Annotated in this window: 16 protein-coding genes, 1 pseudogene and 1 CRISPR repeat array; of the genes and pseudogenes, 8 read left to right on the plus strand and 9 right to left on the minus strand. The window is 52.0% G+C overall.

Annotation, left to right across the window (positions count from 1 at the left end):
* Positions 1 to 90: 90 nt before the first annotated feature.
* A pseudogene (locus tag AADEFJLK_RS18440) lies at positions 91 to 1,046 on the plus strand (IS1595 family transposase).
* Positions 1,047 to 1,204: 158 nt separating this feature from the next.
* Here AADEFJLK_RS18440 and AADEFJLK_RS18445 read toward each other — a convergent pair.
* Complete coding sequence (locus AADEFJLK_RS18445; protein WP_103975302.1) at positions 1,205 to 2,980, minus strand: hypothetical protein; 1,776 nt, start codon at positions 2,978 to 2,980, stop codon at positions 1,205 to 1,207.
* Between the two features lie 419 nt (positions 2,981 to 3,399).
* On the opposite strand from AADEFJLK_RS18445, the gene AADEFJLK_RS18450 reads away from it, so the two are divergent.
* The gene (locus AADEFJLK_RS18450) at positions 3,400 to 3,900 is read left to right on the plus strand and encodes a hypothetical protein (RefSeq protein ID WP_232463754.1); all 501 of its coding nucleotides are present in this window, start codon (positions 3,400 to 3,402) and stop codon (positions 3,898 to 3,900) included.
* Positions 3,901 to 4,060: 160 nt separating this feature from the next.
* On the opposite strand, the gene arsA is transcribed toward AADEFJLK_RS18450, so the two are convergent.
* From arsA to AADEFJLK_RS18470, 4 genes are all read right to left on the minus strand, one after another.
* A complete protein-coding gene (arsA, locus tag AADEFJLK_RS18455; RefSeq protein WP_103975303.1) occupies positions 4,061 to 5,824 on the minus strand; it encodes an arsenical pump-driving ATPase in 1,764 nt (587 codons plus the stop codon).
* A gap of 294 nt (positions 5,825 to 6,118) precedes the next feature.
* Positions 6,119 to 6,475, minus strand: a complete 357-nt coding sequence (arsD, locus tag AADEFJLK_RS18460) for an arsenite efflux transporter metallochaperone ArsD (RefSeq protein WP_103975304.1) — start codon at positions 6,473 to 6,475, stop codon at positions 6,119 to 6,121.
* Positions 6,476 to 6,493: 18 nt separating this feature from the next.
* Positions 6,494 to 6,973, minus strand: a complete 480-nt coding sequence (locus tag AADEFJLK_RS18465; protein ID WP_103975305.1) for an arsenate reductase ArsC — start codon at positions 6,971 to 6,973, stop codon at positions 6,494 to 6,496.
* Positions 6,974 to 7,006: 33 nt separating this feature from the next.
* Positions 7,007 to 7,345, minus strand: a complete 339-nt coding sequence (locus AADEFJLK_RS18470) for an ArsR/SmtB family transcription factor (RefSeq protein WP_088618060.1) — start codon at positions 7,343 to 7,345, stop codon at positions 7,007 to 7,009.
* A 279-nt stretch (positions 7,346 to 7,624) separates the two neighbouring features.
* Between AADEFJLK_RS18470 and AADEFJLK_RS18475 the strand changes: the two genes are divergently transcribed.
* The 5 genes from AADEFJLK_RS18475 (at position 7,625) to AADEFJLK_RS18495 (ending at position 13,007) form a co-directional block, all read left to right on the plus strand.
* Positions 7,625 to 9,415 (plus strand): ABC transporter ATP-binding protein, encoded by a 1,791-nt coding sequence (locus tag AADEFJLK_RS18475; protein ID WP_088618059.1) that lies wholly within the window; start codon positions 7,625 to 7,627, stop codon positions 9,413 to 9,415.
* 2 nt (positions 9,416 to 9,417) lie between these two features.
* Positions 9,418 to 10,269 carry a PHP domain-containing protein gene (locus tag AADEFJLK_RS18480; protein WP_088618058.1) on the plus strand — a complete coding sequence of 284 codons (852 nt, stop codon included), beginning with the start codon at positions 9,418 to 9,420 and terminating at the stop codon, positions 10,267 to 10,269.
* Positions 10,270 to 10,390: 121 nt separating this feature from the next.
* Complete coding sequence (gene ispH / locus AADEFJLK_RS18485) at positions 10,391 to 11,341, plus strand: 4-hydroxy-3-methylbut-2-enyl diphosphate reductase (RefSeq protein WP_088618057.1); 951 nt, start codon at positions 10,391 to 10,393, stop codon at positions 11,339 to 11,341.
* The gene (locus AADEFJLK_RS18490) at positions 11,331 to 11,729 is read left to right on the plus strand and encodes an RNA-binding S4 domain-containing protein (RefSeq protein WP_088618056.1); all 399 of its coding nucleotides are present in this window, start codon (positions 11,331 to 11,333) and stop codon (positions 11,727 to 11,729) included. The genes ispH and AADEFJLK_RS18490 overlap by 11 nt, the downstream gene beginning before the upstream one ends.
* A gap of 337 nt (positions 11,730 to 12,066) precedes the next feature.
* Positions 12,067 to 12,694: direct repeats of the CRISPR family, unit length 28 nt; unit sequence GTTAACCGCCGCACAGGCGGCTTAGAAA.
* A gap of 103 nt (positions 12,695 to 12,797) precedes the next feature.
* The gene (locus tag AADEFJLK_RS18495) at positions 12,798 to 13,007 is read left to right on the plus strand and encodes a hypothetical protein (protein WP_088618055.1); all 210 of its coding nucleotides are present in this window, start codon (positions 12,798 to 12,800) and stop codon (positions 13,005 to 13,007) included.
* A gap of 78 nt (positions 13,008 to 13,085) precedes the next feature.
* Here the strand turns inward: AADEFJLK_RS18495 and AADEFJLK_RS18500 are convergent, their stop codons facing one another.
* Genes AADEFJLK_RS18500 through sugE form a run of 3 tightly spaced genes read right to left on the minus strand, consistent with a single transcriptional unit; the run spans position 13,086 to position 14,019 of the window.
* The gene (locus AADEFJLK_RS18500) at positions 13,086 to 13,418 is read right to left on the minus strand and encodes a TusE/DsrC/DsvC family sulfur relay protein (RefSeq protein ID WP_103975306.1); all 333 of its coding nucleotides are present in this window, start codon (positions 13,416 to 13,418) and stop codon (positions 13,086 to 13,088) included.
* A complete protein-coding gene (gene tusB, locus AADEFJLK_RS18505; RefSeq protein WP_103975307.1) occupies positions 13,409 to 13,699 on the minus strand; it encodes a sulfurtransferase complex subunit TusB in 291 nt (96 codons plus the stop codon). Before tusB ends, AADEFJLK_RS18500 begins: the two co-directional genes overlap by 10 nt.
* A complete protein-coding gene (sugE, locus tag AADEFJLK_RS18510; protein WP_088618052.1) occupies positions 13,699 to 14,019 on the minus strand; it encodes a quaternary ammonium compound efflux SMR transporter SugE in 321 nt (106 codons plus the stop codon). Before sugE ends, tusB begins: the two co-directional genes overlap by 1 nt.
* Before the next feature lie 185 nt (positions 14,020 to 14,204).
* On the opposite strand from sugE, the gene AADEFJLK_RS18515 reads away from it, so the two are divergent.
* Positions 14,205 to 14,972 (plus strand): LamG domain-containing protein, encoded by a 768-nt coding sequence (locus AADEFJLK_RS18515; protein WP_103975308.1) that lies wholly within the window; start codon positions 14,205 to 14,207, stop codon positions 14,970 to 14,972.
* Between the two features lie 58 nt (positions 14,973 to 15,030).
* Here AADEFJLK_RS18515 and AADEFJLK_RS18520 read toward each other — a convergent pair whose 3' ends face one another.
* Positions 15,031 to 16,734 carry a lytic transglycosylase gene (locus AADEFJLK_RS18520; protein WP_249028079.1) on the minus strand — a complete coding sequence of 568 codons (1,704 nt, stop codon included), beginning with the start codon at positions 16,732 to 16,734 and terminating at the stop codon, positions 15,031 to 15,033.
* Between the last annotated feature and the right edge of the window lie 267 nt (positions 16,735 to 17,001).

Consider the following 17,001-nt stretch of genomic DNA (forward strand, 5'->3'; position numbering starts at 1 on the left):
TTCCTGATTAGCAAGATGCTTCAGCCAAACCCAGTATTACGCGAAAGGACGGCGTCTACTAAAGGCATATCATTTAAGGGGCCGTATATCATGGCGATGAACCGCATCCAATTCCAACCTGGGCTGTCACTGCCTGAGTTTCTTAAGCAGTTCGGCAGCGAAGCGCAATGTGAGGCCGAACTTGAGCAAGCCCGCTGGCCTGAGGGTTTTGTCTGCCCCTGTTGTGGCGGAACCGGCCATAGTGTGTTTAAAACCGGCTCCCACAAAACCTTCCAGTGCAAAGCCTGCCGCCGCCAAACGTCACTGACCGCCGGGACGCTCTTCCAAAGCACCCGCCTGCCGCTGACGGTTTGGTTTCTGGCGATCTATTTCATCAGTCAAGCCAAGACAGGGCTGTCCGCATTGGCTTTGAAGAGGCTGATTGGCGTCAGCTATCCCACGGCTTGGCTGATCCAGCACAAGCTGATGGCGGCGATGTCCGAGCGTGACGCGGACTACACCCTCAGCGGCAGGGTCGACATTGACGACGCTTATCTTGGTGGCGAACTCAGCGGCGGCAAAGCGGGCCGGGGGTCTGAAAACAAAGTGCCTTTTGTGGCCGCGCTGTCGCCTGACGACGACGGGCATCCTTTATGCATCAAGCTGTCCCCCGTTCCGGGCTTCACCAGCGAGGCTATTGCCGACTGGGCGGAAACTAACTTGGAACCCGGCAGCGCCGTCTTATCTGACGGGCTGGCCTGCTTCGCGGCGGTGACCCGGGCGGGTTGCCGACACGGGGCGATCATTGTCGGCGGGCGAAAACCTAAAGAAATGCTTGAATTCCTATGGCTCAATACCATACTGGGCAACCTTAAGACCAGCCTTGGTGGTGCTTACCATGCGTTTGGGTTCGCAAAATATGCCTCGCGTTATCTGGGGGCGTTCGCCTATCGCTTCAACCGCAGGTTCCAGCTCGATAGGCTTCCCATGCGCCTGCTTGTTGCCGCCATCGCCGTTGGGCCTCTCGCCCAGAGGTTTGGATCCGCTCGGCTGAAGCATCTTGCTAATCAGGAAGGGGTAAGCGCTGTTAGGAAGATTATTTTTAAGCAACCAAGAAAATACAGTCCCCCAAAAATGCAAAAAAGCCAACCGTCCGAAAACGGTTGGCTTTGTTTTTACGGCAAGATGCCGCTGTTCAAGCCATTAATGCCTTGCGCATTAACAATTATTGAACAATTTGCAAGCCCTGGGTGTTGTTTGCAGGGTTGTTAGAGTAGATGATTGGCGTACGGCAATCGTTAGTGGCACTGCCGCTGGTGCCTGGGAAAATGGCATGGCTTAATGGGTTAACAGGGGCTGCCAAGTTAACTTTGCCGGTTGCCGCAGCAGGGTGTGTGCTGTTAGGAATTGCCATAATGCCAGAAGCACCGAAAGTATGAGTACCTGTATTGGTGTTGACATAGCTGATTACAGAAGGGGTAGTGAATGAACTAACCAATTCCAGAACCATTGCTTTCAGCGCGGCGTCAGTCAATACAGTCGTGTTGTATTGGAAAGTACCTTCAACCCAATCAGGGTATAAGCCGTTAGCGACGTTAGCCAAAGTCGGCGCTACACCGTCGATTTTCACGAAACGGTAAGCGTTAGCCAAGTTGGCGTTTTTGTCTAATGATTGGAAACCGACTGCCCAACGTACCGCAGTCGCGCCAGCAGCGCCATAAGCTGTGCCTGGGGCAAAGTTACCCGCCGTGTTGGCTGAGCCTGCATCCAATTCATTCAAACATTCAGCCAAATCGCCGCCGCTGGCCATGGCATGAACCATAGGACGCAAACTTTTTTCTACGTTGGCGATAGGGCCAGCTTTATAGCCTGTTTGGCCAGATTCGCCAATGGCAGAATGGTCAGCATGTTGGACAACTTTGCTGCCGTTGGTGCCACAGACGTTGCCTAAGAATTTAACGCCAAATTGGGCTTTGGTGCCTGAACCGACAGTACGGCTACAGATATGGACTTTAGCTGCACCTGGTTTGTTGGCGGCACTGACTTGGGTATACAAATCAGAAGCGCCGACTTTAAACTGGGTCCATTGGTTGATTTTGCCGGCACCTAAAGCAGGGGCACTGATGTTGGCGGCTAATGGCGCGACTGGTGTTGGGTAGGCGGCAAACAAAGCAGCGACAGTGCCTTTATTCAGGTTAGGCATACACGCTTCTGAATCGGCAGTATCAACTTGGGTGCCAGACAGGTCAGTATAGCCAGCATTTTTTGGGTTACAAACGCTAGTTACAGGAAATTGGGCTTCTTGCAGCGCGTTACGCAGCTTAGTCGTAGCAACGATACCAAACACAACGGCAGGGCCTGGGACAATTTGGTAAGTGGTTGGTGTTGGGTTTGGCGGAGTGCCAGGAACCGTACCTACAGGCGCATTTTCACTGGCGACAGTGAAAATTTGTGGGTTGACATCGGACATACCGAAAGTAGGGACGTGGAATTCAGCGTTAGTGCTGACATTGTATGCGCAAGTTTTGACGCTGGCGAACACAGAAGAAGACGCAGAAGTACAAGCTGTTGGGTTAGTCGTCAGATTCAAGAATTCAATTTGCGCAGGGGCGACGATTGGCACAACACCTTTGCCTGAACCGCCCGCGTTACGTTTGTAAACCAACAGGTTTGACGTAGTGATAGAAGCAGGGATGCTGGTGTCAGGTGTCAAGCTGCCGTTAGCGGCAGTGTTCAATTCACAGATATAAGCCAATTGGTTGCCAGTTGACTCTTGGAATTTATGGACAGTACCCGCTCTACAAACGCCTTCGTTAGTACCGACAGTCAAGCCTCTTTCAATCAAATCTGATTGGGCAGAAGAACCTGACAGATAAACGGTAGTGGTATCAGCCAAAGTTGCCGCATCAGGCAGGTTGTTGGCATTGAAGGTAATGGCCGCTTGGGCAGCGCCGCCAAACAAAGCCGCAGAGATTGCCGCTCCTAATAAGATTTTTTTCATGTTATCCTCGTTATTTATAAATATAAAAAAACCGCACTTACAGTCTATGGGTACAGTGGGCATCTTCAACACATCAGGCTCAATTCCTTCTGCTAAGGGCTATTCATCAAACCCTTAATAAACGGCAAACTAGCCTTCCATGTTTAAGCAATGACACACCGCCAGCTTGGCCATTATTCATATCCGCTAGATTGGTCAATGCTGATGGCCTTACCTCAACTTGTGGTATTTTTTCATACTTACTGCGTGAAGATGGTTACAGCTTCATGAAAATTCCATGTAACGTATGACGTTTGTATGACGTTTGTGGCTTATCTTGGCTTTCGTAGTATTTCTGTAACATTAATCTTTTATCTTATGCGCAATTGATGAACCACCCTCATCCCCCTGATCACCCACAGCTCCCAGGGAGTTGCCTTTTGAACGAATTAAAACAAATCATTTCGCTACGCCTGGTCGATAGTGATAGGGCCGCAGTGCAGGCGATCGCCGCACGCCTGTTTGTCAGGGAATCTGATATTTACCGTTTCGCCATTAACTATCTGCTCAACCGGTTCAGTTGCCTGTTTGACGATACTTACACGGGCAGCGATTTATTGCCCGCCATGCTGGAAATCCGCGCGGAAATTAACCACACCCTCGGCTTAAAAAGACATCAGCTAGAAAAGATCATTAATGGTAACAACATCAACCCGGACAAATATGTGGCGATGTGTGATATTGAACTGCTGCTGATGCCGCAACACTTGCTAAGACAGCGCCTGCTGAAACTGGATGAAAACCCAAGGAACCAAGGCGATGTGGAGACTTGGCTAAAAGACTACCTGACCGACAAATACCATTTGCTGGCTGTGGAAAAAAAGACGGTATTCGACGATTTTATCGTGCCGCGCAAAAAAGCCCCAAAGCTTGATACCTAATGGCCTGCCAACGCTTCACAGTGAATTTTCGCCTGTACGACAGGAAAGGCATAAGCTCACGCCCCTGTGAAGAGGGCTTTCGGCTTCGCTCAGGAACTGAGCGGTGGGGTTTAACACACTGAGGCGCAATGGAGCGCCCACTTAATTTTATGCACGTTCCTTAATGCCTACCCGCCAACGCCAACAGCCGATCAACTCCCACAGGCTCTTCAGATAATAACGGTACCACGGCATAGCGATGGGCATGTTGATGCGCAACCGCGTCGATTTCGCGCACTTCATTCATAGCACGTTGACGCAATAACGGCGATGCCACGGTCGTGGCAGCGATACTGTTATTGATCACCCACGCCCAAGGCTCAATACCGGCACGGCGCAAGTCGTTTTGCAGATTAGCCGCTTCCAGCACAGGGGTCGTTTCGGCCAATGTGACGATCAGCACCTTGGTTTGCTGAGGGTCTTGTAGTTGCATCATCGGCGTTGAAAACGGCACACTGCCGTCCATCTGCCGGGCGACTTCCCGATGATAAGCCCCTGTTGCGTCAAGCAGCAACAAAGTATGCCCAGTTGGGGCGGTATCCATCACGACAAACTGCTTACCTGCCGCGCGGATAATCCGCGAAAACGCCTGAAACACGGCGATTTCTTCGGTACAAGGCGAACGCAAATCCTCTTCCAGCATAGCGCGGCCTTGCGCGTCCAGCTTAGCGCCTTTGGTCGCCAAAATCTGTTGGCGATAACGTTCCGTTTCGGCGTGAGGGTCGATACGGCTGACGGTCAGATGGGCTAACGCCCCATCCAGCGTTTCACCCAAATGCGCAGCAGGGTCAGAGGTGGTCAGATGCACAGGCAAGCCGCGTTGCGCCAAATTAACTGCCACTGCCGCCGCTATTGTCGTCTTACCTACCCCGCCTTTGCCCATCAACATGATAAGGCCGTGACCGCCCAAGGCGATTTCAGCAACCAGACCAGAAAGGCTAGGCTGCGTAAACGCCATAACTGGCGCAACCGCCATCGGCACTGACGCAGGCGCGTCAACTAACAGCTGCCGCAAAGCCTCCAGCCCCACCAGATTAAAGGCCTTAAGCAATACCTCGTCACGCGGCAAAGCCCGCAACACCTCCGGGATGCCCTGTAGCGCCGCCTGCTCACGCGTATGGATAGCCAACGCCAAGGAATCATTGCCTATTGCGCTGGCAGGCAAGAGCGCGTTAATCAGCAAATATTGGTTCTGAAAGCCAATAGCCGCCAATTCCTCATGCGTACGCGCCACCTCGCGCAAGGCCGAGTGCTGGGCGCGGGCCACTAAAATCAGCCGGGTGCGGGCCGCATCAGCAAGACAGGCAACCGCCGCCTTATACTGGTCGCGTTGCTTTTCCAAACCCGCCAAGGGGCCAAGACAAGAAGCGTCGCCCTTACCTTCTTCAAGAAAGCCAGTCCAAGCACCCGGCAATTGCAACAAGCGGATGGTGTGTCCGGTCGGGGCCGTATCGAACACGATGTGATCGTAACCGCTGGTTAAGGCCGGATCAGTCAATAAGGCGGTGAACTCGTCAAAGGCGGCAATCTCCGTCGTGCAAGCACCCGACAGCTGTTCCTCAATGCCTTTGACCACCGCTTCCGGCAACAGACCGCGCACTGGCCCGACAATACGGTCACGGTAAGCTTGGGCAGCGGCTTGCGGATCAATTTCTAATGCCGCCAAGCGGGGCACGGCAGGGATGGCGGTAATCTGATTACCGATAGTGATGCCGAAGACTTGGCCGACATTGGATGCAGGGTCAGTGCTGACCAGCAAAACCTGTCGCCCGGCATCGGCTAATTGTATGGCCGTGGCACACGCCACCGAGGTTTTACCCACACCGCCCTTGCCGGTAAAAAACAAAAAACGTGGTGCTTGGTCAAGAAACCTTAATGCGGACATGAGAAACCTCAGGTAAGGAACGTGCATGAAATAAAATTTGTTGAACAGACAAAAGTACGACAACTTCCTCCCAGCCTGCCCTTTGGCAGGGGGAGGGGCATTTTTCCCCTGATTTTCGCCTGTACGACGGGGAAGCCATAAGCTCCCTCCCCTGCCAAGGGCGACTGCACGGATGCACACCCTCAGGGGTGTAAAGGAGGTAGAGCAACGCAAGGAGCGGTTGCCGAGAGGGCTGGGGTGGGGTTTAATACGCAGAGGTGCAATGGAACGCCGACTTGATTTTATGCACGTTCCTTAGCAACAGCTACTGCCACTACAACAAGCGGATACCGGTTTTTCGGTTGTTTCGGCAATGGCCGCCCAACGCGCCAATTCATCGCGGTTAGGGTAACGCCCCGCCAAAGCCACCTCACCGTCTACTAAAACCAATGGCAATGCATCAGCACCTGAACGCTCCAGAAAGGCCTTTACGACAGCATTGTCAGCAAAAGCCATCGGTTGCTGAGCCAGGTTGAAGCGCTCAAGGTTTGCGCCATTTTGCTTTGCCCAATCCACATCGGCAGAAAAACCCACTAACTGTTGATCGACTTCCACACCGCACACACCCGTACTGCAACACAAGGCGGGGTCAAAAATTTGAATGCTTGCCATGATTAAATTCCTTAAACGTTAGGGTAACAGATTGCCAAGACGATCCAGTTCCGCTTTTAAGCGTTCGCGGGCGTCCTTTAATTCATCCAGCGGTAAAGCCAGAAATTGTTCAATGCGATGCCGCAAAATACGGTAAGCCGTCATAAACGCCGCTTTGATTTCCTCTTCAGTACCTTCGGCATGGGCGGGGTCTTCAACCCCCCAATGACTGCGTAAAGCGCCGCCCAAATACACCGGACAGGTTTCGTTAGCCGCATTGCCGCACACGCTCAGCACAATATCCGGTGTCAACGGCAGATCATTCCAAGATTTGCTGTAATAGCCCTCGGTAGAAATGCCTTCCTGCTCAAGCAAAGCCACCGCGCCGCTGTTTAACCGACCCAACGGCTTGCTGCCCGCACTGATGGCCCGCCACCCTTCCGGGGCAAGATGATTGAAAATGGCTTCACCCATCAGAGAACGGCAAGAATTGCCAGTACATAAAAATAAAACATTCATAATCAATAAGATGTATTAATGAAAAATAAAAAATTAATCGCTATCACAGCAAGGGGATGCCTTATCGGCATCAAAACAGTGTTCCGGGCTACCCGCACAACACTCGGCAGTCAAATAGCCGATCAATGCCTGCATAACGGCAAGGTTCGCCCGATAACGCTGGTAGCGTCCCTCTTGGGTGACGTTAAGTAAACCGGCATACGTCATCGCCTTGAGATGAAAGGACAGATTCGTGGGCGGTAACGCCAATAACGTGGCAATTTCACCCGCCACCAGCCCGGTGGGCGCCTGTTTTACCAGCAGCCGAAAAATATCCAGCCGAATGCCGGATGCTAGTGATTCAAAAAGTGTGGTGGCAAGTTGTTTATCCATCCTTCAATTATACAATAATAGTTGAAATATAAAAATTATAAAATGGCTTATTGTAAAAGTTGTCTGCCCAATGTGCATGTGCTTATTGGCGAGCCAAACGATTGCCTTTTGGATAGGAGTGCGTACAGGGAGTTGAGTTCCCCCCCTTTTGGCAATAAGCACAAAACATGACGCGCCTGCCTCTACAGATAAACCGTAGATAGCATTCCGCAATTGACTGTCCAGCCTTTTGCCGACAAGATGCTACAATAACCGTTTTTTCATCGCCCTCCTCCCCCTGTGCAAACTAAACCGGACAAGCCCGTTGACCTTTGGAAGCCCATTAAACAAATCGCCCTTGAGCATAAAAAAGCCCTGGTTTACTCGCACCTGATCGCGGTCTTAGCCACCGTCGCCAGCGTTCCCGTACCGTTGCTGATGCCCTTGCTGGTCGATGAAGTCTTGCTGCATAAACCGGGCATTGTCATGGCCACTATTGACTTGGTCGCCCTGCCGGAATGGCGGCAACCGATTTTGTATATCGGCGTGGTGCTGTTTATCAGCGTTCTGCTACGCTTATTCTCCATCCTGTTCAACATCATCCAGTTGCGGCAATTTTCGATGGTATCGAAAGACATCGTGTTCCGGCTGCGCAAAGGCCTGCTTGACCGCTTGCGGACGATTTCAATGGCCGAATATGAAAGCCTAGGCACGGGTACAGTGGTCACGCATCTGGTCACCGACTTGGACACGCTGGATAATTTTATCGGCAACACCATCAGCAAACTGTTGATTGCGGTACTGACCATCATCGGCACAGCGGTGATTTTGCTCTGGATGCACTGGCAACTGGGCTTATTTATCTTATTGCTCAATCCGGTGGTGATTTATTTCACCCGCGTAGTCGGGGCAAACGTCAAACACCTAAAAGCTAAAGAAAACTCTGCATACGAAATTTTCCAACAAGCCCTGACCGAAACCTTGGAGGCCATCCACCAGATCCGCGCCAGCAACCGCGAACAATACTATTGCCAAGAACTGATTACCGCCGCCCGTTCAGTCAAAGACAACGCCATCGCTTACGCGTGGAAAAGCGATGCCGCCAACCGCCTCAGTTTTCTGATATTTTTGTTCGGCTTCGATGTATTCCGCGCCGGTGCCATGCTCATGGTGTTCTATTCCGACTTGACCATGGGACAAATGCTCGCGGTGTTCGGCTATTTATGGTTCATGATGGCGCCGGTACAAGAAGTTTTAAACATCCAATACGGCTACTTTGCCGCCAAAGCCGCCCTGCTCCGCATCAATCGCCTGAATGCCCTGCAACAAGAGCCGCAATACCCGCATCTGCATAACCCTTTCCAAGGCCAAAAAACCGTCGCGGTGCGCGTCGATAACCTGCATTTCAGCTACGGCGAAGACAGTATCCTCAACGGCATAAACCTGCACATCAAAGCGGGCGAAAAAGTCGCCTTAGTCGGAGCCAGCGGCGGCGGCAAATCGACCCTGATCCAAATCCTGATTGGCCTGTATCCCTGCGCCCCGCAGCGCATTTATTTTAATGATATACCCATTGAACAGATCGGTTTGGATATCGTCAGAGAAAATGTCGTCACCGTTTTGCAACATCCTGTATTATTTAACGACACCATCCGCGCCAACCTGACCCTCGGTAAACCGGCCCCTGATGACGTGCTATGGCACGCCTTAGAAATCGCCCAACTGGGCGAAGTGATAAAAGACTTGGACAAAGGTTTGGATACCGTCGTTGGCCGCCACGGTATGCGCCTGTCCGGCGGACAACGCCAGCGCATGGCCATTGCCCGCATGGTGGTCGCCGACCCCAAAGTCGTCATCCTTGATGAAGCGACCTCGGCCTTGGACAGCGAAACGGAGCATAATCTGCACCAGGCTCTGGCGACATTTTTAACAGGCCGCACCACGCTCATCATCGCCCATCGGCTCAGTGCCGTCAAACAAGCCGACCACGTTTATGTGTTCGAGCAAGGCAGCATTTGCGAGCAAGGGCGGCACGAAACCTTAATCCAACAAAATGGCCTTTATGCCAAGCTATACGGCGAGTACCAATAACCATGCCCGAACCTGACCCAAGCAAACCGCAAATTTACGACCTGCACTGCCATTCCACCGCCTCAGACGGGGCTTTGTCGCCCACCGCCGTGGTGCAGCGTGCCTATGAACGTGGCGTAACCGATCTGGCTCTGACCGACCACGACACCACTGCCGGACTGGCCGAGGCGGAACGTTGCGCCGCCACCGCCGGCATAACCCTGATCCCCGGCATAGAACTGTCCGCACAATGGCGGCACCAATGCTTCCATATTGTCGGCCTAGGCATTAACTCTGCCTACCCGCCCCTAGCCGATGCCACGCAACGGTTACAAAACACCCGCATGGACAGGGCGGAACGGATTGCCGACAAACTGGAAAAAAAACGCATCCCCGGTGCCTTAGCCGCAGTCATGGCGGCAGCGGGTGACGGCATGATCACGCGTAGCCATTTTGCCGACTTTCTGGTCGCCGGACACCATGTTAACAGCCAACAGGAAGCTTTTGACCGCTATCTGGCCAAAGGCAAACCCGCCTACGTCTCGACCGCGTGGGCAGAATTGGTGGAAGCGGTCGGCTGGATTACCCAATCCGGCGGCGTGGCGGTGCTGGCGCACCCCCTGCGTTACAAACTCAGCGCCAACCAAATGCGCCTCTTACTGACTGCGTTTAAAGACGCGGGCGGACAAGGCATAGAGGTCGTTACCGGACGCACCAACCCCGACGAAATCAGCCGGGTCTGCCAATACGCCAAAAACTTTGGCCTGAGCGGCTCGATGGGTTCCGACTTTCACGGGCCCGACCAATGGGTGGAACTCGGTCGCCTTATGGCCCTGCCGCCGCAAATCCAACCCGTTTGGCAATTACTTAACTAACCGCACAGCGGGTAAAAAACTTACCCGCCGCCGCAATTCACTTTTGCGCACATCGCCAATAGTATCGCCTCCCCTATTGAGTTAAAATATCCCCATTCAACCCACTAAAGAAGTCAAGATTATGCAAATCGTACTCGCAAACCCCCGTGGATTCTGTGCCGGTGTAGACCGCGCCATCGAAATCGTCGACCAAGCCATAGAAGCGTTCGGCGCCCCCATCTATGTCCGTCATGAAGTCGTGCATAACCGTACCGTCGTTGACGGCCTGAAAGAAAAAGGCGCGATTTTTATCGAAGACCTGACCGACGTACCCGTCGGCTCTTACCTTATCTTCAGTGCCCACGGCGTTTCCAAACAAGTACAGCAAGAAGCCAAAGAGCGCAACCTGACCATTTTTGATGCCACCTGCCCCCTAGTCACCAAAGTGCATCTGCAAGTCGCCAAACACGCCAAATCCGACCGCGAAGTGATCCTGATCGGCCACGCCGGCCACCCCGAAGTGGAAGGCACCATGGGCCAATACGAAAAATGCACGGAAAACGGCGGCATTTATCTGGTCGAAACCCCCGAAGACGTCGCCAAACTGCACGTCAACAACCCCGACAACCTGGCCTACGTCACCCAGACCACCCTGTCCATGACCGATACCCAAATCATGGTCGATGCCCTCCGCGCCCGGTTTAGCTCCATCCAAGACCAGAAAAAAGACGATATTTGCTACGCCACCCAAAACCGTCAAGACGCGGTGTATGAGCTGGCAAAAACCGCCGGCACCATCTTAGTGGTCGGCTCGCCGAACAGTTCCAACTCCAACCGCCTGCGCGAAATCGCCGAACAGCTCGGCAAACCCGCCTACCTGATCGATACCGCCAAGGACATGCAGCAAGAGTGGTTTACCAACATTGATGTCGTCGGCGTAACCGCCGGCGCCTCCGCCCCCGAAGTCTTAGTACAAGAAGTGATTAACCAACTGAAACAATGGGGCGGCCAATCGACTATTGAAATCCAAGGCATTGAAGAAAAAGTCGTCTTCTCCCTGCCCAAAGGCCTAAGAAAAGCCAGTGTCGCCTGAACTGGAGTCCCTCCGCCTAGATAAATGGCTGTGGGCGGCGCGTTTTTTTAAGACCCGTGCCGATGCCGCCGAAGCCATCAACGGCGGCAAAGTCCACGTCAACAAACAACGCGCTAAGCCAGGTAAAGACATTAAAGTCGGTGCACAACTGAGCATCAGCAAAGACCGCTACCGCTGGGAGATCACCGTCACCGCCCTCAGCGGCCAACGCCGCGCCGCCAAAGACGCGGCGCTGCTCTACGAAGAATCCCCGGAAAGCCACGCCCAACGCCAACTGCAAATCATCCAACAGCGCGAACAACGGGAATTTTTAGCCATCAACGGCATAGACCACAAGCCCAATAAAAAAGAACGCCGCTTGATCCATCGGTTTAAAGATGGGCAATAACGCCCATCACCTTACCGCGTTTCCGGTACAGAAAAGCTCCCCTCGCGATCAATATGAGCGGCATCAAACGGAGCGCAAAGGTCTTTAGCCTTTGGACGATAACCTAAAGCCAACGCATTAACATTCCGCTTACCCCCTGTAGCTTACCCATAACCATAACAGACCAGCCCCTATTTTTACCCCCTAAGCCTGCACCCCCAAAATTTAGGAATAAATTTAAAGCCCAAATTTACTTAATAATAATCAATAACTTATAGTAGCATCAAAAAACATTGGTTTTTCTTGCCAAAATCCCCGTAAAGCCTATATACTCTAGCCTCTGAAGCATCTAACTCCAGTTAACCGCCGCACAGGCGGCTTAGAAAAAAAGTTAAAATCAAAACTGATGTTCCCCATTGTTAACCGCCGCACAGGCGGCTTAGAAAGATTATTGTCGCTAATAATGATTAACGAGCCAGTTAACCGCCGCACAGGCGGCTTAGAAATCTTATGAGTTGGGCTATCACGCTTGGGGTACGTTAACCGCCGCACAGGCGGCTTAGAAACACCCGCCGCCTGCGCCAGCGCATCGCTGATAGTTAACCGCCGCACAGGCGGCTTAGAAAAGCCCTCGAAACCGAAACCGACCCTTTTTTGCGTTAACCGCCGCACAGGCGGCTTAGAAAATGCTTCGCGCCATGTTAGCCATGACAGGCATGTTAACCGCCGCACAGGCGGCTTAGAAAATGTTGAAGGCCTTGATTGATTGCTTGGTGTTGTTAACCGCCGCACAGGCGGCTTAGAAATTTTCCGGTTTTTGAAAATACAAAAACTTAATGTTAACCGCCGCACAGGCGGCTTAGAAAAATAGTCGAAGAGCGCGATCAGCTTTCGCAGTGTTAACCGCCGCACAGGCGGCTTAGAAATTTACATTATAAGAACTTCTGTTTGTTGTAATGTTAACCGCCGCACAGGCGGCTTAGAAAATCAATCTTAGCACCCGACTGGATTTGTTTCAGAAACGTTTGTAGGCAAGCATTTTTATGCTGAAATAGTCACGCTGTACCAAAAATTACACGAGGCTGACTTATGATCCATAGATACCAAGACAATTGCCGTTTTTGCGCCCATTATCTGGGCGGACAGCGCTGTAAGGCATTCCCTTTGTCGATACCTGCTTACTTATGGTCGGGCGACAACCAGCACCGTAGCCCCTATGATGGCGACCAAGGCATCCAGTATGCGTCTAAGCAGATGGCCGTGCCCGATGCAGATGCCTTTCTGTCCGGCAATTATTAATGGCTGGCGCATCCGTCACTGTTAACCGTCGGCCAGCATTTACAGCAGCTTAAAAACCCAAATGCCATTATCTACCCCTCACAAACAAGTTGGCGGCTTGGGCAACCCCGCCAGCTTGCAAGTATACTTCAACGGCCCAGCGGGGAATAAGCGCTGCAAATAACGGCTATTGCCCTTCTCTTCCCCTAGCGTCTTCGCTATGGCTTTGGCGAATACCCGTGCATTGGGCAGATGCTTATACTGCCGATAATACCCCCGCATAAATTCAATCAGCTCCCAATGCGCCTCCGTCAACTGAATCTGGTTAGCAGCGGCTAATGCCTCGGCGACCGTAGGGTTCCAATCCGCCGCATTCACCAAAAAACCTTGCTCGGTAGTCGGTAAGGCGATACCTTCAACCATTAAGACCATGATTGTGTCACTGTATTTTTAACGGTCAACGCCACCAGCCCGGCATAATCGACCAAAGCCAACCCTGCTACCAAGTCAGCTTGGGCAAGGCCGCGTATCTGTAAATCATCCGCTAAGGCAAACACCTGGCAGGCCCCTGTTAAGCGGCTTATCTCCTGCGCCCAACGGCTATTTTTTAACAATCCCAGCACCGCGCCATCCAAAAAAACCACATCATCCCCTGCGCCGATCCGCGCCAGTACCGCCGCATCCGGCGGCGTTTGAAAAATGAGCTGTAACATTACACCGTATCCGTTATTTTTAAGCCAATAATGCCGATAATCACCAGTAACAGCGAGAGCAAACGCGGCCAGTCCGCCGATTCTTTAAAAAGGACAATCCCCAGAATGGCTATGCCGACTGCACCGATGCCCGTCCACACGGCATAAGCCGTACCGATAGGTAAGGTTTTAATCGCCAACGTCAGCAGATAAAAGCTCAGCGCACCAGAAGCGGCAGTCAGCAAGCTTGGCCAAAGCTGGGTGAAGCCTTCGTTATACTTAAGGCTGACCGCAAAAACAATCTCTATCACACCCGCCAAAAACACTAATAACCACGCCACAATAACCTCTTTTTCTTAACAAAACAGCGGACATTTTACAACATGTAGGGGGCAAGGGCATGTAAGTCTGCCGCAAACAGACAAATGCCCTACGTTTAAGGTAAATATTTACCTGCCTTCGCCGAGATTCTTTGCTACATTACCTCCGACACAGCGATTATCATCATAAAAAGGACTGGAAAGCCATGAAAACCACGACAAAATGCCTATTATCCCTCGTTGCCGCCATCGGCACTTATAACGCCCAAGCCGCCCCATTGAATAATATGGTCGCCAACTGGCATATCGACGAGGGTGCAGGCCAAAAAATCCTTGATTCATCGGCTTATGGCAAACATGGGCAACTGGGCGGCAGCACGGCGGCAGATGCCGCCGACCCACTCTGGATTAGCCGCCGTTTTGACGATGCGGCGTTAAATTTCACGGGTGGACAGTATGTAAAAATACCTCATGCGGCTATTTTAGAGCCGCAAAAAATCTCTGTGGAAGCGTGGATAAAAGCAGGGACGACTGACGCAACCGTACCGCTGTATGTGCTTGCCAAAAGCAACCATGCCTGTAGTTATGCCGCATACGGCCTCTATCTGCACGAAAATGCGACGCACAGCAATGGCGTGCCTTATTTTTATGTCGCCAACAGTGACGGCTCGTCTTATACCGAATCGCCCGATCCGGGCTATAGCTTAATGGATGGCAAATGGCATCATTTGGTCGGCACTTATGACCTGAACGCCGTCAGGTTATATGTAGACGGCGTACAAGTCGGTACCGGAACACCAACAAAATCAGCCATCGGCTACGGCAGTTTCAGCCAAAAAGATGTCTATATCGGCAGTTTTGACAATGGGGCAAATGGATGCCCATACCAGTTTATCGGCAGCATTGACGAAGTAAGGATATGGAATAAAGCCTTGACTGCCAGTGATGTGTTGACCCGCTATAAGGGCTATTGACAGGCACAAAAAAGGGCGGTCAAGCCGCCCTTTTTATCGGTGTCGGTGTCAGAACGTTTTAAGTAGAGGGCTGCCCGTCAACAATCACTTTTAATTGCTGCCCAGGACGCAGGCCTCTGCTTAATGCGTCGGCGTTAGTTTTGCGCAATTCGCTTACGGAGATGTTAAAGCGTTTGGCGATTTGCGTCAGGGTATCGCCATTGCCGACTTTATAATGCACCAAGCGTATCGGTGCGGCTGAGGCGACCTGCTGGTTGGCGGTGCCCCCTTTAATCACCAGTTTACGGCCCGGCAATAGGGCGGTTTTTAGGGTTATTTTATTCCACTCGGCCAAATCCTTAGGATCTACTGCAAAGCGTTGCGAGATATTCCAAAAGGTATCGCCTTTTTTCACCGCATACATCTGGCCGCTGCCGCCAGTCTGGATTTTTGCCGCTTTTACCGCTATCGGCTGGCGCTCAGCCCGCGCGTCGTTAAGGTCGTCGCTGGCGGACGGAATCTGCAAGCGCATACCCCAACGCACATTACCGTCGGGCAAATGGTTGGCTTGGCGTAACGCCGCTATGCTGGTATGGCTACGCTCGGCAATCGCCGATAAGGTTTCGCCCGGCTTGACGGTATAACGCCCTGAAATAGTGCTGGTCTGAATCTCTTCATGACGCTCTTCTTTCGGCTCGCTTCTTTTCATGATAGGGGCGGCGGCAAGCCGTTCTTCAGAGCGGATTCTGGCCGGAGCCGGGGCTGGTGCAGCCTCTTCATAAAATTGGCTGTAATCGACGCGTTCGTTAAACGGCAATTGGGCGAGGTTTCTTTTAAAGTTTTGCGCTTGCGCCACTGGCACTAACAGGCGGTGCGGACCTTGCGGGGCGGTACACGATCGGTTAAAACCCGGATTAAGCTTTAAGAATTGGTCAAAAGGGGTATTGGCCAATTGTGCGGCTTTGCGCAAATCCAACGGCGCTTTAATATCGACCGCTTCAAAATACGGCTTATTAGGGATATGATGCAAATGCAGATTGTATCGCTCGGCATTAGCGAATATTTTGGCGATCGCCAATAAGCGCGGCACATAATCTTGGGTTTCTTGGGGCAGGCTTAAAGACCAGTAATCCGTCGGCAGACTGCGGCCTTCATTTTTATCTATCGACTTGCGGACGCGGTTTTTACCGCAATTGTACGAAGCCAAAGCCAACAGCCAATCGCCGTCGAACAACTCGCTTAACTCTTTCAGATAAGTGGTCGCGGCTTTAGTGGAGGCATAAACATCGCGGCGGCCATCGTACCAATCATTTTGCTCCAAACCGTATTCTTGACCTGTAGAAGGGATGAATTGCCAAAGCCCTGAGGCATCAGCGGTAGAATAGGCGTTCACCACGAACGCGCTTTCCACCACGGGCAATAAGGCCAATTCCCCAGGAATGTGCTTAGCTTCCACCTCGTCCAAAATATGGTGCAGGTAAGGCTCTGCGCGTTGCTGGATAATTGCGAGGGAAGCCGGATGTTGCAAGTACCAATCAACCGCACGGTCGATACGCTCATTATCCATTTCCGGCAGGGAATAGAGCGCTAATAAACGGTCCCATACGCTATCGTATTGGGCGGTTTCGCTTTGGGGCTTGTGTTTGTTGAATTTAAGGCGAGAACCGGCCTGTCCAGAGACATTCTCTGGCGCATTAGGATCGGTGTTGCCGGACACTTGGTCGGTGGCACTGATCTGGTCGGTGGCGTTTTCCGTACAGCCTGCTGCCAAAAAAGACAACAAAATCAATAGGAAATTAACTGGCCTCTTAAAATTAACATGCATCGTCTTATAGCCTAAGAGTGTAGTTATATAATATAAGGGTTATAGTATAGCGTGTTTTTCTTGAAATTATTCAAAGGAATATTACATTATCTGAAAGAAAAAGTTAATCCACGCCTAATGCCTGACCCGCCTGCGATTAATTGCCCGCCGCCAGCCGTTTTCTTTCCGCATTAAGCGGCAAGCTTGGCGTAAATAAACAGTGTCCATGCCACAGCGGCAACCACC

Origin of the sequence: Methylovulum psychrotolerans (assembly GCF_002923755.1) — a bacterium.
Lineage (GTDB): Bacteria > Pseudomonadota > Gammaproteobacteria > Methylococcales > Methylomonadaceae > Methylovulum > Methylovulum psychrotolerans.

Bases quoted from the DNA above. Each gene is read 5' to 3' on its own strand.
- tusB (WP_103975307.1), bottom strand. From the start codon at position 13,699: ATGTTACAGCTCATTTTTCAAACGCCGCCGGATGCGGCGGTACTGGCG.
- AADEFJLK_RS18445 (WP_103975302.1), bottom strand. From the start codon at position 2,980: ATGAAAAAAATCTTATTAGGAGCGGCAATCTCTGCGGCTTTGTTTGGC.
- arsD (WP_103975304.1), bottom strand. From the start codon at position 6,475: ATGGCAAGCATTCAAATTTTTGACCCCGCCTTGTGTTGCAGTACGGGT.
- AADEFJLK_RS18470 (WP_088618060.1), bottom strand. From the start codon at position 7,345: ATGGATAAACAACTTGCCACCACACTTTTTGAATCACTAGCATCCGGC.
- AADEFJLK_RS18495 (WP_088618055.1), top strand. From the start codon at position 12,798: ATGATCCATAGATACCAAGACAATTGCCGTTTTTGCGCCCATTATCTG.
- AADEFJLK_RS18465 (WP_103975305.1), bottom strand. From the start codon at position 6,973: ATGAATGTTTTATTTTTATGTACTGGCAATTCTTGCCGTTCTCTGATG.
- ispH (WP_088618057.1), top strand. From the start codon at position 10,391: ATGCAAATCGTACTCGCAAACCCCCGTGGATTCTGTGCCGGTGTAGAC.
- AADEFJLK_RS18515 (WP_103975308.1), top strand. From the start codon at position 14,205: ATGAAAACCACGACAAAATGCCTATTATCCCTCGTTGCCGCCATCGGC.
- arsA (WP_103975303.1), bottom strand. From the start codon at position 5,824: ATGTCCGCATTAAGGTTTCTTGACCAAGCACCACGTTTTTTGTTTTTT.
- AADEFJLK_RS18480 (WP_088618058.1), top strand. From the start codon at position 9,418: ATGCCCGAACCTGACCCAAGCAAACCGCAAATTTACGACCTGCACTGC.
- AADEFJLK_RS18500 (WP_103975306.1), bottom strand. From the start codon at position 13,418: ATGGTCTTAATGGTTGAAGGTATCGCCTTACCGACTACCGAGCAAGGT.